24 protein-coding genes are annotated in these 23612 nt (G+C 49.5%); 16 read left to right on the forward strand and 8 right to left on the reverse strand.

The annotated features are described in order from the left end of the window. Positions 1-2 precede the first annotated feature (2 nt). The 3 genes from LZP69_RS02425 to LZP69_RS02435 all read right to left on the reverse strand — a co-directional run bounded on the left by LZP69_RS02425 (position 3) and on the right by LZP69_RS02435 (position 1408). The gene (locus LZP69_RS02425; protein WP_234198585.1) at positions 3-560 is read right to left on the reverse strand and encodes a YqgE/AlgH family protein; all 558 of its coding nucleotides are present in this window, start codon (positions 558-560) and stop codon (positions 3-5) included. Between the two features lie 17 nt (positions 561-577). After that, positions 578-907, reverse strand: a complete 330-nt coding sequence (yciH, locus tag LZP69_RS02430) for a stress response translation initiation inhibitor YciH (protein WP_234198586.1) — start codon at positions 905-907, stop codon at positions 578-580. A gap of 186 nt (positions 908-1093) precedes the next feature. Beyond that, positions 1094-1408, reverse strand: coding sequence for a hypothetical protein (locus LZP69_RS02435; protein WP_234198587.1), 315 nt, complete (start codon positions 1406-1408; stop codon positions 1094-1096). A 170-nt stretch (positions 1409-1578) separates the two neighbouring features. Here LZP69_RS02435 and LZP69_RS02440 point away from each other — a divergent pair, with 170 nt between their 5' ends. From LZP69_RS02440 to LZP69_RS02460, 5 genes are all read left to right on the forward strand, one after another. Further along, positions 1579-2139, forward strand: coding sequence for a DUF4136 domain-containing protein (locus LZP69_RS02440; protein WP_234198588.1), 561 nt, complete (start codon positions 1579-1581; stop codon positions 2137-2139). A 255-nt stretch (positions 2140-2394) separates the two neighbouring features. Then, the gene (locus tag LZP69_RS02445; protein ID WP_234198589.1) at positions 2395-2844 is read left to right on the forward strand and encodes a DUF924 family protein; all 450 of its coding nucleotides are present in this window, start codon (positions 2395-2397) and stop codon (positions 2842-2844) included. A 292-nt stretch (positions 2845-3136) separates the two neighbouring features. After that, a complete protein-coding gene (locus LZP69_RS02450) occupies positions 3137-3961 on the forward strand; it encodes a mechanosensitive ion channel family protein (protein WP_234198590.1) in 825 nt (274 codons plus the stop codon). 160 nt (positions 3962-4121) lie between these two features. Beyond that, on the forward strand, positions 4122-5129 hold the full coding sequence (ltaE, locus tag LZP69_RS02455) for a low-specificity L-threonine aldolase (protein WP_234198591.1): 1008 nt from the start codon (positions 4122-4124) through the stop codon (positions 5127-5129). A gap of 242 nt (positions 5130-5371) precedes the next feature. Further along, positions 5372-5740: an acyl-CoA thioesterase gene (locus LZP69_RS02460; RefSeq protein WP_234198592.1), complete on the forward strand. Its 369-nt coding sequence runs from the start codon at positions 5372-5374 to the stop codon at positions 5738-5740. Between the two features lie 228 nt (positions 5741-5968). On the opposite strand, the gene LZP69_RS02465 is transcribed toward LZP69_RS02460, so the two are convergent. The 3 genes from LZP69_RS02465 to LZP69_RS02475 form a co-directional block, all read right to left on the reverse strand. Then, on the reverse strand, positions 5969-6181 hold the full coding sequence (locus LZP69_RS02465) for a hypothetical protein (RefSeq protein ID WP_234198593.1): 213 nt from the start codon (positions 6179-6181) through the stop codon (positions 5969-5971). Positions 6182-6346: 165 nt separating this feature from the next. Continuing rightward, positions 6347-6715, reverse strand: coding sequence for a cytoplasmic protein (locus LZP69_RS02470; protein ID WP_234198594.1), 369 nt, complete (start codon positions 6713-6715; stop codon positions 6347-6349). Positions 6716-7153: 438 nt separating this feature from the next. Further along, entirely contained in the window at positions 7154-7627 is a 474-nt protein-coding gene (locus LZP69_RS02475; protein WP_234198595.1) for a LabA-like NYN domain-containing protein, read from the reverse strand. A 367-nt stretch (positions 7628-7994) separates the two neighbouring features. Here LZP69_RS02475 and LZP69_RS02480 point away from each other — a divergent pair, with 367 nt between their 5' ends. Together LZP69_RS02480 and LZP69_RS02485 are read left to right on the forward strand one after the other, a co-directional pair. Next, positions 7995-9128: an efflux RND transporter periplasmic adaptor subunit gene (locus tag LZP69_RS02480; RefSeq protein WP_234198596.1), complete on the forward strand. Its 1134-nt coding sequence runs from the start codon at positions 7995-7997 to the stop codon at positions 9126-9128. Continuing rightward, on the forward strand, positions 9128-12253 hold the full coding sequence (locus LZP69_RS02485; protein WP_234198597.1) for a multidrug efflux RND transporter permease subunit: 3126 nt from the start codon (positions 9128-9130) through the stop codon (positions 12251-12253). Before LZP69_RS02480 ends, LZP69_RS02485 begins: the two co-directional genes overlap by 1 nt. 69 nt (positions 12254-12322) lie before the next feature. On the opposite strand, the gene LZP69_RS02490 is transcribed toward LZP69_RS02485, so the two are convergent. Together LZP69_RS02490 and ettA are read right to left on the reverse strand one after the other, a co-directional pair. After that, entirely contained in the window at positions 12323-13459 is a 1137-nt protein-coding gene (locus LZP69_RS02490; protein WP_234198598.1) for a PepSY-associated TM helix domain-containing protein, read from the reverse strand. A gap of 460 nt (positions 13460-13919) precedes the next feature. Beyond that, positions 13920-15587, reverse strand: coding sequence for an energy-dependent translational throttle protein EttA (ettA, locus tag LZP69_RS02495; RefSeq protein WP_234198599.1), 1668 nt, complete (start codon positions 15585-15587; stop codon positions 13920-13922). 495 nt (positions 15588-16082) lie between these two features. Between ettA and glyA the strand changes: the two genes are divergently transcribed. From glyA to LZP69_RS02540, 9 genes are all read left to right on the forward strand, one after another. Then, positions 16083-17336: a serine hydroxymethyltransferase gene (glyA, locus tag LZP69_RS02500; RefSeq protein WP_234198600.1), complete on the forward strand. Its 1254-nt coding sequence runs from the start codon at positions 16083-16085 to the stop codon at positions 17334-17336. A gap of 133 nt (positions 17337-17469) precedes the next feature. Next, positions 17470-17934 carry a transcriptional regulator NrdR gene (gene nrdR, locus LZP69_RS02505; protein WP_234198601.1) on the forward strand — a complete coding sequence of 155 codons (465 nt, stop codon included), beginning with the start codon at positions 17470-17472 and terminating at the stop codon, positions 17932-17934. 36 nt (positions 17935-17970) lie between these two features. Further along, on the forward strand, positions 17971-19101 hold the full coding sequence (gene ribD / locus LZP69_RS02510) for a bifunctional diaminohydroxyphosphoribosylaminopyrimidine deaminase/5-amino-6-(5-phosphoribosylamino)uracil reductase RibD (RefSeq protein ID WP_234198602.1): 1131 nt from the start codon (positions 17971-17973) through the stop codon (positions 19099-19101). Positions 19102-19176: 75 nt separating this feature from the next. Further along, positions 19177-19839, forward strand: a complete 663-nt coding sequence (locus LZP69_RS02515) for a riboflavin synthase (RefSeq protein ID WP_234198603.1) — start codon at positions 19177-19179, stop codon at positions 19837-19839. A gap of 67 nt (positions 19840-19906) precedes the next feature. After that, positions 19907-21010 carry a bifunctional 3,4-dihydroxy-2-butanone-4-phosphate synthase/GTP cyclohydrolase II gene (ribBA, locus tag LZP69_RS02520; RefSeq protein ID WP_234198604.1) on the forward strand — a complete coding sequence of 368 codons (1104 nt, stop codon included), beginning with the start codon at positions 19907-19909 and terminating at the stop codon, positions 21008-21010. Positions 21011-21134: 124 nt separating this feature from the next. Continuing rightward, positions 21135-21617 (forward strand): 6,7-dimethyl-8-ribityllumazine synthase, encoded by a 483-nt coding sequence (ribH, locus tag LZP69_RS02525; RefSeq protein ID WP_234198605.1) that lies wholly within the window; start codon positions 21135-21137, stop codon positions 21615-21617. 8 nt (positions 21618-21625) lie between these two features. Further along, positions 21626-22030, forward strand: a complete 405-nt coding sequence (nusB, locus tag LZP69_RS02530; RefSeq protein ID WP_234198606.1) for a transcription antitermination factor NusB — start codon at positions 21626-21628, stop codon at positions 22028-22030. A gap of 98 nt (positions 22031-22128) precedes the next feature. After that, positions 22129-23091 (forward strand): thiamine-phosphate kinase, encoded by a 963-nt coding sequence (thiL, locus tag LZP69_RS02535; protein WP_234198607.1) that lies wholly within the window; start codon positions 22129-22131, stop codon positions 23089-23091. Continuing rightward, the gene (locus LZP69_RS02540; protein ID WP_234198608.1) at positions 23088-23582 is read left to right on the forward strand and encodes a phosphatidylglycerophosphatase A family protein; all 495 of its coding nucleotides are present in this window, start codon (positions 23088-23090) and stop codon (positions 23580-23582) included. Before thiL ends, LZP69_RS02540 begins: the two co-directional genes overlap by 4 nt. Positions 23583-23612: the final 30 nt, after the last annotated feature.

A 23612-nucleotide genomic window follows, 5' to 3' on the forward strand; every position in this document is an offset into this window, starting at 1 on the left:
GCTCAGGCACGGCCGATTTGTGAAGAGAGTTGACTGATGTCGAACCCAAGGGATTGTACCGCCTTGGTCCAGCGCTCGTCGTGAGGGGTGTTAAACAGGATATCCAGCTCGGCGGGGATCGTCAGCCAGGCATTGTCTGCCAGTTCCTGTTCCAGTTGCTGGCTGCCCCAGCCGGCATAGCCTAAGGCAACGATAAAATTTTCTGGTGCCTTATTGCTGCCCAAGGAGGTGAGCACGTCTCTGGAGGTGGTGAGCATAAGATCATCGGTCAGCTGACGGCTGTTGCTCCAGATGTTCTGCGGCGTGTGCAACACATAGCCTTTTTCCTGGGCCACAGGCCCGCCCAGCAGCACCTCGGTATTGATGCTCTCTATGGTCTGGTAATCTTCAAGCTGCATCTGTTTGAGCAGTTCGTTGACATTCACTCCTATGGGTCGATTGATCATCAGCCCCATAGATCCTTGCTTATCGTGATCGCACAGATAGATAACGCTGCGCTCAAAGAAGGTATCATTGAGTGACGGCATGGCAATAAGTAAATGATTTCGCAAACTATCCATCAGCAATACGCCTCGATTCAGCCGCCAGCGAGTTTCACTGTATAACCCAGTTTTTCCAGCAAACCCTTAAGCTGTTCGCGGTTATCGGTTTGCACTTCGATATTAAACTCTTTCACTGTACCGCCACAGCCGCACTGCTTTTTAAGTTTCTGTGCCAGGGCTTTGAGTTCCTTCTCATTTAGGCCCAGGCCTTTAATCACAGCAACCCCTTTACCTTTGCGGCCTTTGCTGTCTTTGTGGATCCGCACGATACCGTCACCTTGGGGAATAGATTTGGCTGGTTTTTCCTGAGTGATTTTTCCGCCGTCAGTGCTGTAGACCAGGGAGATATTAGGATCGATTCTCATATTGAAAACTAGTTGTTGTGTCGAATAGCTTAAGTTTATCAAATAGCACCTTGATGTGGGAGCATTAGGCCAGCTTAAGCCAAAAAAGAGTAAAACACCTGCTGAGATCTCTTTTTATAAACAAGGTTGGCAGCAAGTTCTGCTCACCCTTTAACCAATCCTTCTGTGAGGAATAAAAGGCAAAGGCTATAACAGTCTGATGAGCATGGCTGCGAGGGTAAGCGCCGTTAAACCTGCACAAGGGATGATAAAGCGGTGTAAGTGAGGCATGGCGACACAACAGCCTGTCAGGGCAAAGCTGATGGCGGTGAGTGCATGGAATGAAGCATAGCCACTGAGCAGGGCAATGGTCATAGAGATAAGGAGGATAAAAGGGAGTAGGAACAGAAGCCATTGCCCCGTGATGTTGGTCGATGGGGATGAACTTGAGATGGGTGAGGTCGTTGGACCAAACATAAAAATTGCGCTGGCAACAATCAGTGCAGTGATAAACCAGATCATTTCAATTATCTCCAATTGATTTTGTTGATAATGATTATCATTTATATTTGTGTGGTGGGTCAAGTTATCTTTGTGGATTTTTAATCAAGTTTACAGTTGTGGTGTATAACTTTGCTCTGTAAGCTTTAATATAGGGTGTCAGTATCTCTACTTAACTGGTTGGAGTATTTATGAAAAACTTGCTTATATTCGTGGTCGCTCTGATTCTATCGGCCTGTAGTACCCTCAAGTCGAGTTCCGATTACGATCCAAATGTCAATTTTGCTGCCATTAAAACCTATGCTTGGGTGGTCAACAAGAGTGGGGATACGACCTATCATCTCGATGGATTGATGGAGCAGAGAGTAAAGTCTGCGGTCGAGACGCAGCTGCAACAGAAAGGGTTGTCGCCGGTCGATGCTGCCAGCGCCGATGTGTTAGTTAACTACTTTACCAAGGTGGACAAAAAAATCGATGTCGATACCTTTAATACTCACTTTGGCTATAACCCATACTACGGACCCGGCTGGGGTTGGGCAGGCAATGTAAACACCCAGACGGTAGTGCGAGAGTATGAGGTGGGCACACTTGTGGTGGACTTAGTCGATAGAGCCAGTAACAAGTTGATCTGGCGTGGCTCAGTGGCAGATACGATTCGCACCAAGAATACACCCCAAGAGCGTATCGAAGTCGTGAATGAGGCCATAAGCGAAATGATGAAGTATTATCCACCTAAGGCTGAAGCTAACTAAAGTAAAAGCTAACTAACGTAAAGCTAACTAACGCAAAAGCTAACTGATGAGCGAGTTTGTCGCTCTCTAACCCTTTATAAAAGCGACCCTGGTCGCTTTTATTGTTTCTGGCATTCCTGAGCGATAGCCTCTGGCGATACTCTCTAGAGATCACACCACAGACCAGACATAGGATTAGACCAAAGTGTTAGATATTCTGCATCGAGGCTAATGTTATGCTCCTAGCACAGAGTTTTGGACGAGTAGGGTGGAAAAGTGGAGCAGTTTTTACAGCAGTGGTTTAACCATTACGAGAAAGGGACTGGGGTTGAGTTAAGTGAACTTGACGGTACGACACTCACCCATTGGACACATCTGTTGAGCGAAGTGAAAGCCGGTGGCTTGACGGACTGGCAAAAAAATCCTCCTGGAAGACTGGCATTGATCCTCCTAATGGGGCCGGTTGCTCACCTGCTGCAGGATGAAGCGGCTGTTTTATTACAGACTCGCTCAAGGGAGCTGTGTGTCTCTGGGGTTGCTAAAGGGTTTGATACTCAGCTCGAACCTGTGCAGCGTCGCTGTTTTTATGATCCCCTGTTTTATTCGACTAAGTCAGATGACAGAGCCCTGCTTATTCGATTATTGGAAGGGATGCAGTCGCAGGTTGAACAAAGGGTGAAGCCTGCCTGGCAGAACTGGTATCAGCAGGCGGCAGTGCCAGCCTAATCGATTAGATTTTAAAGCACTGCTTGGCTGATATGCTAAGGCGCTGCATAACGGGTGAGACCTGATGGTTTCGCCCGTTTTATTTTGTCTCTATTTTCTCGCTGGGCAATTTTTTAGCGCCGTTTGGGCTCTGTTTATTTACCTTGGAGAAAGTTTTATCCTGGCCTTAGTGGATTTATTGCCTTAAAGACTATAATAAGTGATTGGATTGCATAGCGTTAGATAGAATAACTTGTAATAGATAACTGTTGGACGTTTCAGGCGTCGTGACACATTAAGAGGGAGTTGATAGATGGATAACCTAGACACTTACATGGAACAAGTGCCTGAGCTGGTCATGACCTATGGCCTGCAGGTGGTGATGGCATTAGTCATATTTATTATCGGTAAGTACTTTTCCGGTGTGGTGAAGCGTCTCACCTCCAAGATGCTACTCAAGCGCGATATCGACAAAACCGTGGTGTCATTTGTTGCAAATCTCGCCTGGGCCGTGGTGTTTGTCTTTACCGTCATTGCGACTCTGGGTCAGATTGGGGTGCAGACCGCCTCACTGGTTGCCGTTATAGGTGCCGCCGGTTTAGCTGTCGGTTTAGCGCTGCAGGGGTCTTTGTCGAATTTCGCCGCCGGTGTGCTTATGGTGATTTTTCGCCCCTGCCGTGTGGGCGATTATATTGAGGCGGCCGGGATCGCCGGTACAGTGGATGAGATCACCATCTTCTCAACCAAGCTGCGCTCACCGGATAATAAAGTGATAGTGGCACCTAACTCAGCCGTGATGAATGGCACAATCACCAACTATTCGGCGATGGAAACCCGTCGTCTGGATCTGGTGATTGGGGTCTCCTACGATGCCGATATCAGGCAGACCAAGGAGGTGCTCAAGCAAGTGCTGGATAACAACAGCCATGTGCTCAAAGATCCTGCCTATACGGTTGCGCTGCTGGAGCTTGCTGACTCTTCGATTAATTTTGTGGTGCGCCCCTGGGTGAAGGGCAGTGAATATTGGCCGGCGCGTTTTGAAATCTTAGAAGAGATCAAATTGGCACTCGATGCCGCCGATATCGGTATTCCTTATCCGCAGATGGACATTTATGTCAAAGAGACGCCCGCTGCCTAAGTGTCTTACATTGTGTGAAAGGCGCTTGAAAAGCAGCGTCAGAGTAAAGGGCCGACTTCTGTCGGCCTTTTTCATTGCTGTGATAAAACGCTGGCAAGGGGATGATCCCAAAGGGTAAGATGCGTTTTCAATTTCATTATTCAGTCGCAGGAAGAGCAAGATGATCGATTTTCGCAGTGATACGGTAACTCAGCCGACTCAGAATATGCGCCGGGCCATGGCCTGTGCCGAAGTGGGTGATGATGTTTATGGGGACGATCCCAGTGTGAATCGCCTCGAAGCCATGGCCGCCGAGCGTTTTGGATTCGATTCGGCTCTCTTTACCTCTTCGGGTACTCAGGCGAACCTGCTGGCGTTAATGTCCCATTGTGATCGGGGTGATGAATATATTTGTGGTCAGCAGGCCCATAACTATAAGTTTGAGGCCGGTGGTGCGGCTGTGCTTGGCAGCATTCAGCCCCAGCCGCTTACCAATCAGGCCGATGGTTCCATCTTGCTGAGCGATATCGAGGCTGCCATCAAGCCCGATGATTTTCATTTTGCCAAGACGCGCCTCATCAGTTTAGAGAACACAATCGGCGGTAAAGTCTTACCTCAGCAATATCTTGCAGACGCTCAGGCGCTGGCCTTTAATCGCCGCTTGAAAATTCACCTCGATGGTGCCCGCATTGCCAATGCGGCGGTGGCGCAGAATATCACCATCAGCGATATTACCCAGTATTTTGATTCTGTCTCCATCTGTCTCTCAAAAGGTTTATGTGCGCCTGTAGGCTCATTGTTGCTGGGGGATGAGAAGCTTATCCACAAGGCTCGTCGTTGGCGCAAAATGCTCGGCGGCGGTATGCGCCAAGCCGGCGTGCTGGCTGCTGCGGCGCAATTGGCGCTGGATGAGCAGGTGGAGCGATTAAGTGTCGATCACGATAATGCCCATTATCTGGCCGAGCAGTTAAGTCAGCTCGATGAGTTTGAGGTTGAGCTATCTGAAGTGCAGACTAATATGGTGTTCGCCAAAGTGAGCGATAAATTGGTCATAAGCGACATTGCCAAGCAGTTAAAAGACAAGGGAATATTGATTAGCCCAGGCGCAGTGCTGCGCTTGGTGACTCACGCCGATATCAGCCACGATGATATTCAGCACTTCATCAGTACGCTGAAATCTTTATTGTAAGCTTAGCGCCACTCTCAATTTGCCCGTCAGAATGAATAAACAGCCATACTCGCCAAGAGTATGGCTGTTTTGTTTAGGAGGATGAAAGAAGATGGTGCATCAGGCACCATAAAGGTGCTGTTTGTGAGTCGATAAATTCCATAATTTATTGATTAAATTAGGTTTAAATTGTTGGCTTGAATCTTGACTAAAAGCGTTTGAAGGAAAAAGGTATTTGTAGGAAAAGCCAATGGAGATCATCAATGAAGTTTTACAGCCGACGATTTATAAAACCTGAGCACTTGAATCCGGCCAATGCGCTCTTTGGCGGTCAATTACTCAGTTGGATAGATGAAGAAGCCGCTATTTTTGCAGCCTGTCAGATGAAAAGTCAGAGCATAGTGACCAAGCTCATCTCGGAGATTAACTTTATGACGCCAGCCAGACAGGGGGATGTGATTGAGTTTGGCTTGGAGCTTATCAGCGCCGGGATCAGCTCTATTACTGTTCGCTGCGAGGTGCGAAATAAGTTGTCGCTCTTGCCTGTGGTGACGATAGACAAGATGATTTTTGTTAATGTCGATGAAAAGGGGTTACCTAAACCACATGGTATGCGCGCCAATGCCGCTTAAATGTTTAGTTAATAAAGCTGTCGGCTAACACTTAGATCTGGACCAGGGAAACAGGAACAGGGAAGCTGTAAAGAAATCGAGGCTGGGCTGGAAACTAAAAAAGCGCCACTTATCAGGCGCTTTTTACTTTATTTTGTTCGGATATACTAATTCAGATGTACTAGCTCAGAAGCTTGTGTCTTACTCTACGCTTCTGACTTACTATACTCTAGCGCTAGTTGGCCGAAATTAGTCCTGACTTAAATCTTCCTTGACCGATTTGGCCGCATCACGGGATGCATGACCTACTGCTTTGGTTGCATCGCGGGTCGCATGGCCTATATCGGTTGTCGCCTCTTTGGTAGCATGGCCTATATCCCGCCCCGTCTGCTTCATTTCGGCACAGCCAGTAATGGCAACAAACAGGGCGATAAGTGAAATAGTAGTGACGGATGTTTTCATAAAGGCATAAATAATAGTTAAGTGATACAGCTATTTTAACTCGTTAGAGATTTGAGTAAAGCACCGTTTTTTATGAGGCAAATATGGAAATGCTCACCACCTGGCTCAACTGAGTGATGCAATCGGCCTGGTGGTGCTATTTTGCTGTTTTTTCTCGTTTATTACTTATGCGTTTAATTTGGCGAGGCGCTGCTGAAAATCCTGGATCAAATGAGTCATAATCTCCTGCACCGAGCTGTCTTTAGTGGCATCGTCCATTTGAATATTAATTGTGACCAGTACATGGCCATCGCCTTTGAGTCGGGCGGTTTGCATCGAAAAGTAGGCGCTTTCGGCATCGGCTTCGCGCACGGTAAAGCCGTCTTGCTCAAATACACGGTGGCCGGAGCGGTCGTGCCATTTAGTGATGCGCTTTAGACCAATTTCGCATGATTCGTTGAACTCGATATGGTTTTGCCATGTGGTGGGATGGGCGGGATCTTTAATGTGCGGGCATCGAACTGTGTAGTTATAAACATGGGAAATGGCTGTCATATATTACCTACCTGAACTATGGATAGAGGTGCCATCATAGGCACTGCGTTTCATTTCGGTCAACAGATATTCGCGGCTTTTCTTGGTAAAACTTAAGGTTAGTAAAGGAGTGAGTTGCCGCGTTTATCCCTTGTTTAGCCGTTGTAACATGGGTCACTTCAGGATAACCATGGTTAGCTCTCATTTTTAGCTAGCCCATACGAGTGAGCCTCCCTTTGCATAATAAAACAGCAAATATAAAAGAGAAAAGGCTCGTCAATCATTCGGATTGACAAGCCTTCTAGCTAGCTAATCTTTGCAGGGAAAAAGCTGGCTCACCCATGACTATAACAGATGTAGCGTTATGTACCAGTAGTTATTGGGGCTGTGAAAGACAATAAGGGAATTTAAGCCTTATTTTTATGACAAATTGTGCTTTAGCGTCTAGGGCGCTCAGTGTCAGAGCAGTAGAGAGGCTTGGATCTCGTGAAACCGCTGGGATGCATCTATTAGGGCCTTAGCTGTCAGCTTGGGTACACCATAGATCTGGGTTTCAATTGTGGATTTTTGCTGGATATATTCAAGCAGTAGAGCAAAATCACCATCACCTGAGAGTAAGATAATACAGTCAACCTGACTGACACTCTCCATCACATCGATAGTGATCCCTACATCCCAATCCCCTTTGACACTGCCATCGCTGCGTTGAATAAAGGGCTTGAGTTTGACATCGAACCCTATATGTTTCAGCGCATCCTGAAACTTGAGTTGCCCTTCATCCCCTTTGTCTATGGCATAAGCGTTGGCGATCACTATATCGCCCTCAGTGCTCAGGCGCTGCCAGAGTTTACGGTAATTAAACTGGCGGCCGTAGGCTTCTTTACAGGTGTAGTAGATGTTCTGCACATCGACGAAAAGGGCGATTTTTTTCACTGTGGTTATCGAGTTCTGTGGTTATCGGCTATTGATAAAGGCTGGCATACTTTAGCTAAAATCGCATTTCAGTATGGCATCGCTATCAAGCTCTCTTGTTAATACCTGCCTACTTTAATGGGATTGAAACAAAACTCAACCATGTTGGAGAAATCACTTGAGCTGTGAACTCTTTTGCTTAGAAATATCCGCTTTGAAATCAGATAGCGTTGCCAAGACATACGGCGCAATTCACATTTTGTTGCAATCTTTATGTCACAATTTCCTATTGATTTGCTCACATTTACATTGCTTTACCCTATGGCCAGAGATAGTTCTCTAAAATAGCGGCTAACTGTCACCGCCCGCTAGCATAGTGAATCTAATAATGAAAAAAATACTCATAGCTGCCTCCATCTCTGCAATGTTTATTGCCGCCTCCTACAGCGCAATTTCTGTGGCTGAGCAGGCCAAGCCCAAATCAAAACCCCTTGCCCCCATAGGACGAGTCGTGCCTGTGGTCAGCGGGCAGGTGACGGAACATCAATTAACCGAGCATATCTCCCTGATTGGGAAACTGGCCGCAAACCGCTCGGTGGAGATAGCCGCGGAAGTGGCTGGCAAGATAAGTGAAATCCATGTGGATGCCAATGAGGCGATTCAAGCGGGGCAGGTTCTGGTGATCTTGGATGATGCCAAGTCCCGCGCTAGTGTGTCCGAGGCTCAGGCCTATCTGAATGATGAGCAGCGTAAATTAAATGAATATCAGAAACTAAAGAACAGCGATGCCATTACTCAGAGCGAGATAGAGGCGCAAAAAGCCAGTGTCGATATGGCGAAGGCGCGCTTGCAGGCGGCGCAGGCTGAACTGGCTTTTCATCAAGTTCGCGCGCCTTTTGCCGGCACCGCAGGCCTGGTTGATTTTAGCCTAGGCAAGATGGTATCTGTGGGCAGTGAGTTACTGACGTTAGACGATCTCTCCTCTATGCGACTGGATGTGCCGGTGCCGGAAATGTATCTGTCGCGTCTCTATATTGGCATGGATGTGACGGCAAAAAGCCGCGCCTGGCAGGATGAGTCTTTCACCGGCAAGGTGGTGGCAATCGATCCTCGCATCAATACAGACACCCTTAATTTGCGGGTGCGGGTTAATTTCGATAATCCAAATAACAAGCTGATGCCGGGCATGATGATGAGCGCGGACATAGGTTTTGCCCCCATTGTTGAGCCTGTGATCCCTGTGCAGGCATTGGAGTATTCAGGCACCAAGCGATTTGTTTATGTGATTGATGATAAAAGCGTTGCTCGCCGCACTCAGGTAACACTGGGCGCGCGCATTGGTGATGAGGTGCTGATCTCCAGTGGCGTCAATGTGGGCGATAAGATAGTAGTGCAGGGGTTGGTGAATATGCGTGATGGGTTGAGGGTCGAAGACTTGGCCGAGAATCAAGCTGGCGAGCCCAAGGTGGCAGATAATAATGAGCTTGTCCTGCAGGCAAGCCAAGAGGGAGATCGCAGCTGATGTTACTCTCTGATGTGTCGGTAAAACGCCCTGTGGTGGCGATCGTATTGAGTCTGCTGCTGTGTGTCTTTGGTCTGGTCTCCTTTAGCAAGCTGGCCGTGCGTGAGATGCCCGATGTAGAAAGCCCTGTGGTGACTGTGATGACCACCTACAGCGGCGCATCTGCCAGCATTATGGAGAGTCAGATCACCACCACGCTTGAGGATCAGCTCACAGGGATAAGCGGTATAGACGAGATCACCTCTGTCAGTCGCAACGGTATGTCGCGTATTACCATTACCTTCGATATGGACTGGGATCTTACCGAAGGGGTGAGTGATGTGCGTGATGCGGTTGCTCGTGCTCAGCGCCGCCTGCCGGACGATGCCGACGATCCGATTGTTTCCAAAGATAATGGCTCGGGCCAGCCATCGGTTTACATCAATCTTAGCTCGGAAAATATGGATCGCACCCAACTGACCGATTACGCCAAGCGAGTGTTGGAGGACAGGTTTAATCTGATCACAGGTGTCAGCTCGGTCAATATCATGGGCGGCCTTTACAAGGTGATGTATGTTCAGCTTAAGCCCGAGTTGATGGCGGGTCGAGGCGTGACCACGGCAGATATTACTGCGGCGCTGCGCAGTGAAAACCTGGAGAGTCCCGGCGGCGAGGTGCGTAACGACACCACAGTCATGTCAGTACGTACCGCCAGACTCTACAATCATCCAGAGGATTTTGATTATCTGGTAGTGCGCACCGCCAGCGATGGCTCGCCAATCTATCTTAAAGATGTGGCGTCTGTGTTTGTCGGCGCAGAGAATGAAAACTCCACCTACAAGAGCAACGGGGTGCCTAATTTAAGTTTAGGTATTGTGGCTCAGTCCGACGCCAATCCGTTAGAGGTGGCCAAGCAAGTTAAAGCCGAAGTGGAAAAGATTCAGAAATTTCTGCCTGAGGGCACTAAGCTGGTGGTGGATTATGACTCGACCGTGTTTATCGACCGCTCCATCAAGGAAGTCTACAACACTCTCTATATCACGGGCGCCCTGGTCGTCTTAGTGCTCTATATCTTCATCGGTCAGGCGCGGGCGACCCTTATTCCGGCCGTGACTGTGCCTGTTTCTTTAATTTCAGCCTTTATCGCGGCCAACTATTTTGGCTTTTCCATTAACCTGCTGACCCTGATGGCACTGATCCTCTCTATCGGTCTGGTGGTGGATGACGCTATTGTGGTGGTGGAGAATATTTTTCATCATATCGAACGGGGAGAGCCACCTCTGTTGGCGGCCTATAAAGGGGCGCAGGAAGTGGGCTTTGCCGTGGTGGCGACCACTGCCGTACTGGTGATGGTGTTTTTACCAATCTCCTTTATGGATGGCATGGTAGGGCGGCTGTTTACCGAGTTTGCCGTGATGCTGGCCATGTCGGTTGTCTTCTCCTCTATTGTGGCGCTGACGTTGACTCCGGTTATGGGCAGCAAGATCCTCAAAGCTAATGTGAAACCCAATGGTTTTAATCGGGTGATGGACAGGCTGTTCGCCCGATTGGAGTCTGTGTATCGCCGCGGCGTGAGCAAGGCGGTGCGCTGGCGTGTGTTGGCCCCCTTAGTGATTATTGCTTGTGTGGCTGGCAGTGTTTTGTTAATGCAGCAGGTGCCTTCTCAGTTGGCGCCCCAGGAAGATCGCGGCGTCCTGTTTGCCTTTGTTAAAGGTGCCGAGGGCACCAGCTATAACCGCATGAACGCCAATATGGACATAGTGGAAGCAAGGCTAAAGCCACTGCTGAGTGAAGGCGTGCTTAAGTCCTTCAGTATCCAGGCGCCTGCCTTTGGCGGTCGGGCTGGCGATCAGACCGGCTTTGTGATCATGCAGCTAGAAGATTGGGGGACGCGGGAGCTGTCTGCTCAGCAGGTCTTAGGTAAAGTATCGGCGGCGCTCAAAGGGATCCCGGATGTGATGGTGCGCCCCATGATGCCAGGATTTCGTGGCCAATCCAGCGAGCCTGTGCAATATGTGCTGGGCGGCTCGGATTATAAAGAGTTGTTTAAGTGGGCGACTAAGTTAAAACAGGTGGCCGACGAGTCGCCTATGTTGCAGGGGGCCGATCTCGATTACGCCGAAACCACACCAGAGATGTTGGTGACTGTCGATCGGGTGCGCGCCGCCGAGTTGGGGATCAGCGTTGCCGATGTGTCCGACACCCTTGAGGTGATGCTAGGGGGGCGCAGTACCACTACCTATGTGGATCGCGGTGAAGAATATGATGTCTATCTGCGTGGCAATGAAGACAGTTTTAACAGCATGGCGGATCTGAGCAATATTTATATGCGATCACTCAAGGGGGATCTTATCTCTCTCGATGCCATTACCCATATCGAAGAGGTCGCCTCGGCCAATCGACTCAGTCACACCAATAAGCAGAAATCGATCACTATGAAGGCTAACTTAGGTGAAGGCTATACCTTAGGTGAAGCATTGGATTTTCTGGATGAACAAGCGATAGAGATGTTGCCCAGTGATATCTCGGTCAACTACACGGGTGAGTCGAAAGATTTTAAGGAAAACCAGAGTAGCGTGCTTATTGTTTTTGGTCTCGCTTTGCTGGTGGCTTATCTGGTGCTTGCGGCGCAGTTTGAATCTTTTATCAACCCGACCGTGGTGATGTTTACTGTGCCTATGGGGGTATTCGGCGGTTTCCTTGGCCTCTATCTGATGGGGCAGGGGCTCAATATCTATAGCCAGATAGGCATGATCATGTTGATCGGTATGGTCAGTAAAAACGGTATTTTGATTGTCGAATTCGCCAATCAGCTCAGGGACAGAGGTATGGAGATAGAGCAGGCGATTATTGATGCATCAGCCAGACGATTGCGCCCCATTTTGATGACCGCCTTTACTACCCTAGTAGGGGCTGTGCCGCTTATTATGTCAAGCGGCGCTGGCGCCGAGAGCCGTATCGCCGTGGGTACTGTGGTCTTCTTCGGCATGGCTTTTGCTAGCCTTGTGACCCTGTTCGTGATCCCTGCCATGTACCGTTTGATCTCGGGTCATACCCGCTCTCCGGGTTTTGTCGAGGCCAAACTCAATCAGGCGATAGAGGCACAGAAACAAGCCCTGTTAGACACAAGGCTTGATACTCAATAAGCATGAGGTTTGAGTAAAAAAAATGGCCGACAGTTGTCGGCCATTTTTTATGGAGCAAGCGAACCGGCTTTAGGAGGCGGTAAGATCTGCCTGTTTTCTCGCTTTAGCCTGGCTAATAGTGCTGGCTCTGCGCTGGCTCTGACGTCTAGACTTTGCCGGACGGCGCTTACGCCACATGATAAAGCCAGACAGCGCCATCAGGCAGGGGAAGAAGCCCACCACACACCAGATGATCTTAACTGTGAGGCCGGCAAAATCACCGAAATGCAGCGGCTTAAAAGTGTCGGTAAACTGGTAGAGCGCAGGACTCTTAGTCACATCCAAGGCGCTGGTTTGTTTACCGCTTTGATCATCGAAGCTGATAATCGAGCCATAATCGCTGCGGATCATCCCCTTATCGCTGGCGGAGCCGAACAGGTGAATGCCAGGATAGCTCTTATCGGGGAAGCGCACGAAATGGGTCTCAAACTTGTCTATGGCGTGACTCGCCTCGGTTAATACGCTATCGAGATTTATCCCTTTGTTGTAGTAAGCCTGGGTGATAATAAATTGGGCCGGATCCGGCTCATCTATCTCCTCGATAAGGTGCTCGATATTCCACCAGGCACCGGTAAAACCAAAGATGAGGAACAGTGGCGCGCCGATAATCCCTAGCATCTTGTGGCCATCGCTGAGGAAGAGTCGCAGGCTCTTATTCCACCTCAAGGTAAAGAAGGTGCGCCAAAACTGTTTATGCAGGATAAAACCAGATAAGGCGAGGAAGATCAGCAGCAGTGAGACCAAGGCGGTGATCATTAAGCCGTAGTGATCGGCCAGCAGAGTCTGGTGTAGATCCAGCACCCAGTTGGTGAAGTAATCATTGTAAGGGGCAGGTTCGCTAAGCAGCCTAGCATTACTGGGATCGACGTAGAACAAGGTCCAGTCATAGCTGCCATATTTAGCGCTATAGACAAGATCCGACTGTCCAGGCTCTTTGGCAAAATCCCAAGCGAGAATCTCATAGTCTGGCAGCGCCTTATCCGCCTGCTTAACCAACAGGTCGAACGGCAGACGCTGGCTATTTTCTGCGTACACTATCTCAGGCATCAGCCATTGGTCGATTTCTGCCTTAAATACCAGCAGGCTACCTGTGAGGGCGACAATAAACAGTGGCAGGGCCGTGAACAGTCCAAGCCAACCATGCCATTTCCATAATGTCCGGCGCATCTTTTACCTTAATCTTATCGGGTGAAAAAACTCAGCTGGTCTGTGTTTGCCAAGCTGAAACTGCATTCCCATCGCAATTTTGCGGTCAAGCCATCTTAATTGTTAACGCTAGTGCTAACTCAGTTGAATGGCGTGACTGATTGGGCTGGATAATACCATTAATAATAATAGTTCGCATTTACCTTTGCGCATCTTTAAGGATTAGATGGCGAAAATGCCGTTTAGATCAAAAAAGTGGTGCTTGCTTAGAGACTCGAGGAACGAGCTGCGGGTAGCGAAGAGCAGGGAACGAGGAGCAGGGAAAGGGAAAGGGGAACGAGGTACGGAGAAGGTGTGAAGAGGGTGTAAAGGGGAAAGAGACAGTCGCTTATAAAAAACGGAGACTCAAGTCTCCGTTTTATCGATTTAGACATCTTATTTAGGCGCCCTTATTTATTCAGGTGCCTTTATTTAAACGTCTTTATTTATTTAGGCGCTTGTATTTAAGACGGTGCGGCTCAATCACATCTGTGCCCAAGGTCTCTTTCAGCCAGGTCGAGTATTCTGTGTAGTTACCTTCGTAGAAGTTCACTTTACCCTCATCGCGGTAGTCGAGAATATGGGTGGCGATACGGTCGAGGAACCAACGGTCGTGCGAGATAACCATGGCACAACCTGGGAACTCTAGCAAAGCCTCCTCCAGGGCACGCAGGGTTTCAACGTCGAGATCGTTGGTGGGTTCATCGAGTAACAGCACGTTACCGCCAGCCTGAAGCAGCTTAGCCAAATGCACACGGTTACGCTCACCACCTGACAGGGTGCCGATGATCTTCTGCTGATCACCACCGCGGAAGTTAAAGCGGCCCACATAGGCGCGGCTGGGGATCTCTGTGTTGTTGATCCGCATAATGTCCTGGCCGCCTGAGATCTCCTGCCAAACTGTGTTTTTATCGTTCATCGAGTCACGAAACTGCTCAACCGAGGCGATTTGTACAGTTTCACCCACATCTATGCTGCCGCTATCTGGCTGCTCGGCGCCGCTGATCATCCTAAACAGGGTCGATTTACCCGCACCATTGGCACCGATAATACCGACTATGGCGCCCTTAGGCACAGTGAAGCTTAAGTTGTCGATAAGCACGCGATCGCCATAGGATTTGGTCAGGTTGTTGACCTCAATCACCTTGTCACCCAAGCGGGGTCCTGGCGGAATAAACAGCTCGTTGGTCTCGTTGCGCTTCTGGTAATCGTTGGTGTTAAGCTCTTCGAAGCGCGCCATGCGCGCCTTGCCCTTGGATTGACGGCCCTTAGCACCTTGACGAACCCACTCAAGTTCTTTGGCTATGGTTTTCTGGCGGGCACTCTCGGCGGCAGATTCCTGTTGCAGACGTGCATCTTTCTGTTCTAGCCAGGAGGAGTAGTTACCTTCCCAGGGAATACCTTCACCGCGGTCGAGTTCCAAAATCCAGCCTGCGGCATTATCCAGGAAGTATCTATCGTGAGTAATGGCCACAACTGTGCCTGTGTAGTCTTGTAAGAAGCGCTCTAACCAGGCCACAGATTCGGCGTCCAAGTGGTTGGTGGGCTCATCGAGCAGCAGCATGTCTGGTTTTTCCAGCAGCAGACGGCAGATGGCCACACGGCGACGCTCACCCCCGGAGAGGACTTCGATTTTCTCATCCCAGTCCGGCAAACGCAGGGCGTTGGCCGCACGCTCGAGAATATGATCTAGGTTATGGGCATCCTGAGATTGAATGATGGCTTCCAGCTCCCCTTGCTCTTTGGCTAAGGCATCAAAATCAGCATCTGGCTCGGCATACAGGGCATAGACCTCATCTAAGCGGGTCAGGGCGTTTTTGGCTTCCGATACCGCTTCTTCAATGGCTTCACGCACGGTTTGCTGAGGATCTAGCTTAGGCTCCTGAGGCAGGTAACCAATTTTCAGATCCTGCATCGGGCGCGCTTCACCCTCAATTTCGGTATCGATGCCGGCCATGATGCGAAGTAGGGTGGATTTACCTGAGCCGTTAAGACCCAAAACACCAATCTTGGCACCGGGAAAGAAACTTAAGGAGATATCTTTGAGGATCTGCTTCTTAGGTGGAACAATTTTGCCCACTCGCAGCATGCTGTATACAAACTGAGCCATACACTTTTACTCATTAACTGAACATTGGAGGCAATTCTACTGCAATCGGGTGGGAACTTAAATCGGATTTTCAGGGGCTTTATCGCGAGATTCTGCAGGACGCTTCTTTAGTGCATGATTATGTTTGGTCTGGATAATTGAGTGCTGTAGCATCGAGCTAACAAGTGATTTATTTTTCATCAATAGGATTTTGACCGTGATAAGTATGTGTCTTGGAAAATAAAGATAATGTTCTCAGTGCGCTTCAACTCTTTTTACTTAAATAAAAACACTGTTTTTATTTAAGGTTAAGTGGCCGCTTATCCAGCGGGCAAGCGGTTAACAGGCCAGATAAAACAAGCTCATAGTGATTGTACTTGATTTGATTTGTCAGTAGAGAGGTTTGTCGCTTGTCTGAGGGAGTATTTTCATCAGTTAAACGCTGGGATTGTGATCGATTGCACTGTAGAATACCGCGCAACCCTACTTGATAAGCCTTCACAGCTGGAGTCAAAAATGCTGAAAAAAGAGATGAATATCGCGGACTTCGATCCACAACTGTTTCAAGCTATCCAAGATGAAACTCGTCGTCAGGAAGAGCACATCGAACTTATCGCTTCAGAAAACTACACCTCTCCTCGCGTCATGGAGGCTCAAGGTTCTCAGCTGACCAACAAGTATGCCGAAGGCTATCCGGGTAAGCGTTACTATGGTGGTTGTGAGTATGTCGACATAGTGGAGAGCCTGGCTATCGAACGTGCGAAAGAGCTGTTCGGTGCAACCTATGCGAATGTTCAGCCTCACTCTGGCTCTCAGGCCAACAGTGCCGTATACATGACACTGCTTCAGCCTGGTGACACCGTCCTGGGTATGAACCTAGCTCACGGCGGTCACCTGACCCACGGCTCACCAGTTAACTTCTCGGGTAAATTGTACAACATAGTACCTTACGGTATCGATGAATCTGGCAAGATAGACTACGACGAGATGGAGCGTCTGGCGCTTGAGCACAAACCTAAGATGATGATTGGCGGATTCTCTGCTTATTCAGGCATTGTCGATTGGGCGCGCATGCGTGAGATTGCCGACAAGATAGGTGCTTATCTGTTTGTGGATATGGCTCACGTTGCAGGCCTTATCGCTGCTGGCGTGTATCCAAGTCCGTTGCCACACGCTCACGTCGTGACTTCGACGACCCACAAGACGCTGGCCGGCCCTCGCGGTGGTATCATTTTGTCTGCTGCCAATGATGAAGATCTTTACAAAAAGCTCAACTCTGCGGTCTTCCCAGGCGGTCAGGGCGGCCCATTGATGCATGTGATTGCTGGTAAGGCTGTTGCCTTCAAAGAAGCCTTGGCGCCAGAATTCAAGGTTTACCAACAGCAAGTTGTGGTTAACGCTAAGGCGATGGCGAACACCTTTATCGAACGCGGTTATGATGTGGTTTCAGGCGGCACAGATAACCACCTGTTCCTGCTGGACTTAATTGCTAAAGATATCACAGGTAAAGATGCGGATGCGGCCCTTGGCCGTGCCAACATCACAGTGAACAAGAACTCAGTGCCTAACGATCCTCGTTCACCTTTCGTGACATCGGGTCTGCGTATTGGCTCACCCGCCATTACTCGTCGCGGTTTCAAAGAGGAGCAGGCTATCGAGCTGACTCAATGGATGTGTGATGTGTTAGATGATATCACAAACGAAGGCACAATCGAACGCGTTAAGCAGCAGGTGCTTGATTTATGCGCTAAGTTCCCTGTTTACAGTTAACCTTAAGGGTTAAATCGGGTAAACTTCGATGGCCGCTACTGATGTTAATATTAGTAGCGGCCATTTTTGTTTTTATTTGCAAGTGATTTTTCGGCACTAATACAAGTGTCCCAATAGGCTCAACGGAGGCTCAATGTATTGTCCTTTTTGCAGCGCAACCGAGACTAAGGTGATCGATTCCCGCCTGGTTGCCGATGGTCATCAGGTGCGTCGTCGCCGTGAATGTTTGGAGTGCCATGAACGTTTTACCACTTTCGAAGGTGCCGAGCTGGTGATGCCAAGAGTGGTTAAGCGTGACGGCAGTCGCCAGCCATTTGATGATGACAAGCTGCATGCTGGCATGCTGCGGGCGGTCGAGAAGCGTCCTGTCTCCATGGATGAAATTGAGCAGGCGCTGAGTAAGATTAAATCGACCCTGCGTGCCACGGGCGAGCGTGAGGTCGGCTCCGAGATGATAGGTAACCTGATGATGGAGCAGTTAATGAATCTCGATAAGGTGGCCTATATCCGCTTCGCCTCTGTTTACCGTGCCTTTGAAGATGTGTCTGAATTTGGTGAAGCTATCGCTAAATTACAGGGACCCAATTCGACAAAATAGCCCATTTTTATTGCCCTTAAGATAGGGAAAAGCGTCATGGTGTGGTCAAGATTAGATAGAGACTTGATGGCAAGAGCCATCAAATTAGCCCGCAAAGGCCAATATACGACTCAGCCTAACCCCTGCGTGGGTTGCGTCATCTACCGTGATGAACAGATAGTCGGTGAAGGCTATCATATTGCTGCTGGTGGCCCCCATGCTGAGGTGCATGCCTTGAGAATGGCTGGTGAAGCAGCCAAAGGTGCCACCGCCTATGTAACTCTCGAACCTTGCAGCCATTATGGGCGTACGCCGCCCTGCGCCGAGGCCTTGATAAGAGCCAAGGTTGAGCGGGTTGTGGTGGCGGTGACCGATCCCAACCCTCAGGTGTCCGGTCGAGGCATCAAGATGTTGCAAGGGGCTGGTATCCAGGTGGATGTGGGATTAGATGAGGATGAAGCGGCCGCACTCAACCCTGGCTTTATGAAACGCATGGCGACAGCCTTACCTTGGGTGAGCATCAAGCTTGCCGCCAGTCTCGATGGTAAGACGGCGCTCTCCAACGGCGTTTCTAAATGGATCACTGGGGCGCCCGCGCGCCGTGACGTACAGCGGATGCGAGCCCGTCATGATGCCATCATAACGGGGATTGAGACAGTGCTGGCCGACGATCCCAGTCTCAATGTGCGCATCGAGGAGTTGGGAACAGTTCAAAAGAGTGTGCCAGCCGAGCTGATTAAACAGCCGCTTAGGGTGGTACTCGACAGCAAGGCGCGTTTAGGCACAGATGCCAAGCTATTTTCTGTGGCATCACCCATACTCTTAGTCTCGACTCAGGCATATCCAAAGAGTGTTTCGGCAAGCTGGCCTGAGCAGGTGAGTGAGCTGCAGCTTGAGACCCTCGATGGCCGGGTGCCATTACTGGCGCTGCTTGAGCATTTAGGCCAGAGCTGTAACAGCGTGATGATTGAGGCGGGAGCCACCTTAGCCGGCGCATTTATCGCCGCAGGGTTAGCCGATGAACTGGTCTTGTATCAGGCACCGAAAATTCTCGGTGGTCATGGCCGAAATTTATTGTCTCTACCCGATTATCAGACCATGGTGCAGCTGCCATCTCTGGTACTTAAAGAGCAACGTAAGCTTGGGCAGGATATGCGTTTTACCTTTGATTTAACAGCCGGGTCGTAAAGGCTGGTTGAGACACGTGAATCTTAACCAAAGCAAATTAACCAAAGAAATTAAACCAGAGATAAGTAGGTAGAGATGTTTACTGGGATCATCGAGTCCGTTGGAACCCTAACTAAGATAGAGCGTCGCGGGGACGATCTTCGTCTTACTGTGGCCAGTGCTAAACTGGACTTAAGCGATGTCAAATTGGGTGACAGTATTGCCACTAACGGTGTTTGCCTGACTGTGGTGCAATGCTTAAATGACGGTTATGTGGCTGATGTTTCAGCTGAAACTGTCGCCTTAACTGGCTTTTCTCGTTATCAGGTTGGCCAGAGGGTGAATCTGGAAAAAGCGGTAACACCCATGACCCGTCTCGGCGGTCATATGGTCAGCGGCCATGTGGACGGCGTGGCCAGTGTCGATGAGCGTTTAAATCGCGGTCAGGCCATCGAGTTCTGGCTGACGGCACCGACAACGCTGGCGCGTTACATTGCCCATAAAGGCTCGATCACCATAGATGGGGTGAGCCTGACGGTTAACGAGGTGCAAGGCGCGCGTTTTCGTCTGACCATAGTGCCTCACACGGCCAGCGAGACGACACTTATCGATTTAAAAGCCGGTGACAGTGTCAATATCGAAGTGGATTTGATTGCCAGACATCTGGAACGATTGATGTTTTATGGTGAGCAGGATAGCACCCAAAAGCGCAGTGAAGTCACAATGGAACTGTTAGCTCGCTCGGGTTTTTTAAGATAAAAACATATAACAAGCTGATTTATAATAAAAATAACATTTCATATCATTTGACATTCAAGGTCTAATAATGGCACTACACAGTATTGAAGCAATTATCGAAGATATACGTTTAGGCAAGATGGTCATCCTGATGGATGATGAAGACAGAGAGAATGAAGGCGACCTAATTATGGCGGCAAGCCTAGTGACGCCCGAAGCGATCAACTTTATGGCGACCTATGGCCGCGGACTCATCTGTCAAACCATGACTAAATCCCGTTGTCAGCAGCTAAACCTGCCGCTGATGGTGACCAATAATAACGCCCAGTTTGCCACTAATTTTACCGTTTCTATCGAGGCGGCAAGCGGCGTGACCACAGGGATCTCGGCCCATGATCGCGCGGTCACAGTGCAGGCGGCCGTGGCCAAAGACGCTAAGCCCTCAGACATAGTTCAGCCGGGCCATATTTTTCCCTTGATGGCCAAGGAAGGTGGGGTATTGGTACGCGCCGGTCATACCGAGGCGGGCTGTGATTTAGCCCGTCTGGCGGGCCATGAACCTTCGGCTGTGATCGTCGAGATCTTAAATGAAGATGGCACCATGGCACGTCGTCCAGACCTAGAAGTGTTTGCCGAAAAACATGGTCTGAAGATAGGCACGATTGCGGACTTAATCGAATATCGCAACACCAAAGAGACCACAGTGGTGCGCGAAGGACAGTGTAAGTTGCCGACCCGTTTCGGTGAATTTGAGATGATCACCTACAGAGACACCATAGACGATACGATTAACTATGCCCTGGTCAAAGGTGAAGTGAAGCCCAACACCATAGTGCGGGTGCATCTGCAGAACACCTTTAACGATCTGCTATACAGTGAGCGCGATGAGAAGCGCAGCTGGCCGCTGGAAAAGGCGATGGCGCGCATTGCTGATGAGGGTGGGGTTTTGGTGATCTTAGCGCATCAGGAGTCCAACGATGAGCTGTTAGCCAAGGTCAAGGCCTTCGAGGCGGAAGATAAGGGGGAAGCGAGTGTACCTGCTCAGCGTCAGGGAACCTCACGTCAGGTGGGTGTCGGTTCGCAGATCTTAAGTGACTTAGGCGTCACTAAGATGCGCCTGCTGAGTTCTCCCAAACGCTACCATTCGCTGTCGGGATTTGGTCTGGAAGTGACTGAGTATATTCAAGAATAACTTTATCTGAGTGATTTCACTCAATTGACATCAATTGCATGGGGATCAAGTGCGCCGCCTGTGTTATCATAGCGCCTCTTTTTCCCTTGCCCGGGTTTATTAAAGCTAATTTTAGGTGAGATGAATGAACGTAGTTCAAGGTAATATCGAATCGAAAAACGCTAAAGTTGCTATCGTGATCTCACGTTTTAACAGCTTTGTCGTCGAGAGTCTGTTAGATGGAGCGGTAGATACATTAAAACGCTTTGGCCAGGTAGCAGATGACAATATCACTGTGGTACGTGTACCCGGTGCGGTAGAGCTTCCACTGGCGGCACGTCGTGTTGCGGCAAGCGGTAAATTTGATGGCATCATCGCATTAGGTGCGGTGATCCGGGGTGGCACACCCCATTTTGATTTTGTTGCAGGCGAATGTAACAAAGGTCTGGCTCAGGTTGCACTCGAGTACGACTTACCCGTTTCATTTGGCGTATTAACCACAGATACCATAGAGCAAGCCATCGAGCGCTCTGGTACTAAAGCGGGTAACAAGGGCGGTGAAGCGGCTCTTGGGCTGCTGGAGATGGTTAATGTTCTGCAAGAACTAGAACAGCAGTTGCAAGATTAGGAACAAGCATGAAACCTTCAGAGCGCCGTAAGGCCCGCAGATTAGCGGTACAAGCTATCTATTCATGGCAGCTAAGCGGCAATAATATTGCCGATGTGGAGCATGAATTTCTGACCGAGCAGAAGATTGATGGCGTCGATATCAGTTATTTCCGCGAACTACTTGCCGGAACGGCAGGCAAATGTGGCCAGATCGATGCGTTAATCACGCCCCATGTTGAGCGTCCTTTTGATGAGATCTCTCCAATTGAGAAGGCGGTATTAAGGCTAGCAACCTATGAGCTGACATTCCGCAAGGATGTGCCTTTCAAGGTGGCGATCAATGAAGCGATCGAGCTTGCAAAAGCCTTTGGTGCCGAGGATGGTCACAAGTTTGTGAATGGCATACTCGATAAAATAGTGGCGACAAAATAAAGTATAAACGGTGTCCTAGGATGCCGTTTTTTATACTTGATTGAGCAGGCCATGCCCGGGTGCGGGCGAAAATTAACTTTAATAATGGTTCCCCAACTGTGAAAGAGTTTAAAGTAATAGATCGTTTTTTTGTTAATTGCGGCCAGCCGCGCCGTGATGTTGAACTGAGTATTGGTGACGATTGTGCCTTAGTGAACCCCGCAGCGCACAAGTCTATCGCCATCAGCTGTGACACCTTAGTTGAAAATATCCATTTCTTTCCCGATATGCCTGCCAGGGCATTAGGTTATAAATCCCTTGCCGTTAACTTATCTGACTTAGCTTCCATGGGAGCCGAACCCGCCTGGATGACGCTGGCGATCACTCTGCCGGATATCGATGAAGATTGGCTGAGTGAATTCAGTAGCGGATTACACCAGGTGGCCGAATATTATGGCGTAGCCTTAGTGGGTGGCGATACCACCCGCGGCCCGAAGTCGATCACCATCACCATTAATGGTCAGGTACCTGAGGGCAAGGCATTGACCCGCTCTGGCGCTAAAAATGGCGACTGGATCTATGTGACGGGTCATTTAGGAGATTCGGCATTGGGGCTGGATATTCTGCGGGGGACTCAGCACTTTGAGCCTGCCTTGAACGAGTATTTTATCGAACGTCATTATCATCCTACACCAAGAGTGCTGGCGGGTCAGGCACTCAGAGAGCTGGCATCCAGCGCGATTGATATTTCCGATGGGTTGGTCGGGGACATTGGCCATGTACTCAAACGCTCCAAAGTGGGGGCTGTTATCGAAGTTGATACTATCCCGCTATCGACTCAGATGCGCGAGGCCGTGCCCATTGAGCAGGCTCTGGGCTATGCATTAACCGGTGGTGAAGATTACGAACTCTTGTTTACTGTGCCTGAATTTCAGCGCGGTGCTCTTGAGGTTGCACTGTCCCATGCCGGGGTCTCTTTTGCCAAGATAGGGCAGATCTCCACCGGTGATAAACTAAGGTTAATTAAGGATGGCGAGCCTTATACACCGATGAATTTTGGTTTTGAGCATTTTAAATCATGAAGTTATGGTGCAACGATCCCTATGTGAGTAAGTTATCGCTCACAAATCCCATCCACTTTTTAGCCCTGGGTTTTGGCTCAGGTCTGGCGGCGAAAGCGCCGGGCACATTTGGGACCTTGGCTGCGATCCCGCTCTATCTGCTGATGATGAACTTGTCTCTACCTTGGTATCTAGGTTTGACGCTGGTGAGCGTGATCGCCGGTTTTTATATCTGCGATAAAGCCTCTAAAGATATGGGGGTGCATGATCACGGCGCGATAGTGTGGGATGAAGTGGCTGGTCTGTTAATCACGATGATCGCCGCCCCTACAGGATGGTTGTGGTTGCTGGTGGGCTTTGTGCTCTTTCGACTGTTCGACATCATCAAGCCCTGGCCGATCCGCTGGCTCGATGCCAAAGTACACGGCGGCGTGGGTATTATGATTGATGATGTGTTGGCAGGTATCTTTGCTTGTGTGTGCCTGCAGGGCATCGTTTATTTAACCGCCTGATCCTTAGCCCTTTATTGCTCTTGAGATCCC

It is taken from the genome of Shewanella sp. AS1 (assembly GCF_021412565.1).
Classification (GTDB): Bacteria; Pseudomonadota; Gammaproteobacteria; order Enterobacterales; family Shewanellaceae; genus Shewanella.

Excerpts from the sequence above, each read along its gene's own strand:
- LZP69_RS02425 (WP_234198585.1), bottom strand. The coding sequence starts at position 560 with ATGGATAGTTTGCGAAATCATTTACTTATTGCCATGCCGTCACTCAAT.
- yciH (WP_234198586.1), bottom strand. The coding sequence starts at position 907 with ATGAGAATCGATCCTAATATCTCCCTGGTCTACAGCACTGACGGCGGA.
- LZP69_RS02435 (WP_234198587.1), bottom strand. The coding sequence starts at position 1,408 with ATGATCTGGTTTATCACTGCACTGATTGTTGCCAGCGCAATTTTTATG.
- LZP69_RS02440 (WP_234198588.1), top strand. The coding sequence starts at position 1,579 with ATGAAAAACTTGCTTATATTCGTGGTCGCTCTGATTCTATCGGCCTGT.
- LZP69_RS02450 (WP_234198590.1), top strand. The coding sequence starts at position 3,137 with ATGGATAACCTAGACACTTACATGGAACAAGTGCCTGAGCTGGTCATG.
- ltaE (WP_234198591.1), top strand. The coding sequence starts at position 4,122 with ATGATCGATTTTCGCAGTGATACGGTAACTCAGCCGACTCAGAATATG.
- LZP69_RS02460 (WP_234198592.1), top strand. The coding sequence starts at position 5,372 with ATGAAGTTTTACAGCCGACGATTTATAAAACCTGAGCACTTGAATCCG.
- LZP69_RS02465 (WP_234198593.1), bottom strand. The coding sequence starts at position 6,181 with ATGAAAACATCCGTCACTACTATTTCACTTATCGCCCTGTTTGTTGCC.
- LZP69_RS02470 (WP_234198594.1), bottom strand. The coding sequence starts at position 6,715 with ATGACAGCCATTTCCCATGTTTATAACTACACAGTTCGATGCCCGCAC.
- LZP69_RS02480 (WP_234198596.1), top strand. The coding sequence starts at position 7,995 with ATGAAAAAAATACTCATAGCTGCCTCCATCTCTGCAATGTTTATTGCC.
- LZP69_RS02485 (WP_234198597.1), top strand. The coding sequence starts at position 9,128 with ATGTTACTCTCTGATGTGTCGGTAAAACGCCCTGTGGTGGCGATCGTA.
- LZP69_RS02490 (WP_234198598.1), bottom strand. The coding sequence starts at position 13,459 with ATGCGCCGGACATTATGGAAATGGCATGGTTGGCTTGGACTGTTCACG.
- ettA (WP_234198599.1), bottom strand. The coding sequence starts at position 15,587 with ATGGCTCAGTTTGTATACAGCATGCTGCGAGTGGGCAAAATTGTTCCA.
- glyA (WP_234198600.1), top strand. The coding sequence starts at position 16,083 with ATGCTGAAAAAAGAGATGAATATCGCGGACTTCGATCCACAACTGTTT.
- nrdR (WP_234198601.1), top strand. The coding sequence starts at position 17,470 with ATGTATTGTCCTTTTTGCAGCGCAACCGAGACTAAGGTGATCGATTCC.
- ribD (WP_234198602.1), top strand. The coding sequence starts at position 17,971 with ATGGTGTGGTCAAGATTAGATAGAGACTTGATGGCAAGAGCCATCAAA.
- LZP69_RS02515 (WP_234198603.1), top strand. The coding sequence starts at position 19,177 with ATGTTTACTGGGATCATCGAGTCCGTTGGAACCCTAACTAAGATAGAG.
- ribBA (WP_234198604.1), top strand. The coding sequence starts at position 19,907 with ATGGCACTACACAGTATTGAAGCAATTATCGAAGATATACGTTTAGGC.
- ribH (WP_234198605.1), top strand. The coding sequence starts at position 21,135 with ATGAACGTAGTTCAAGGTAATATCGAATCGAAAAACGCTAAAGTTGCT.
- nusB (WP_234198606.1), top strand. The coding sequence starts at position 21,626 with ATGAAACCTTCAGAGCGCCGTAAGGCCCGCAGATTAGCGGTACAAGCT.
- LZP69_RS02540 (WP_234198608.1), top strand. The coding sequence starts at position 23,088 with ATGAAGTTATGGTGCAACGATCCCTATGTGAGTAAGTTATCGCTCACA.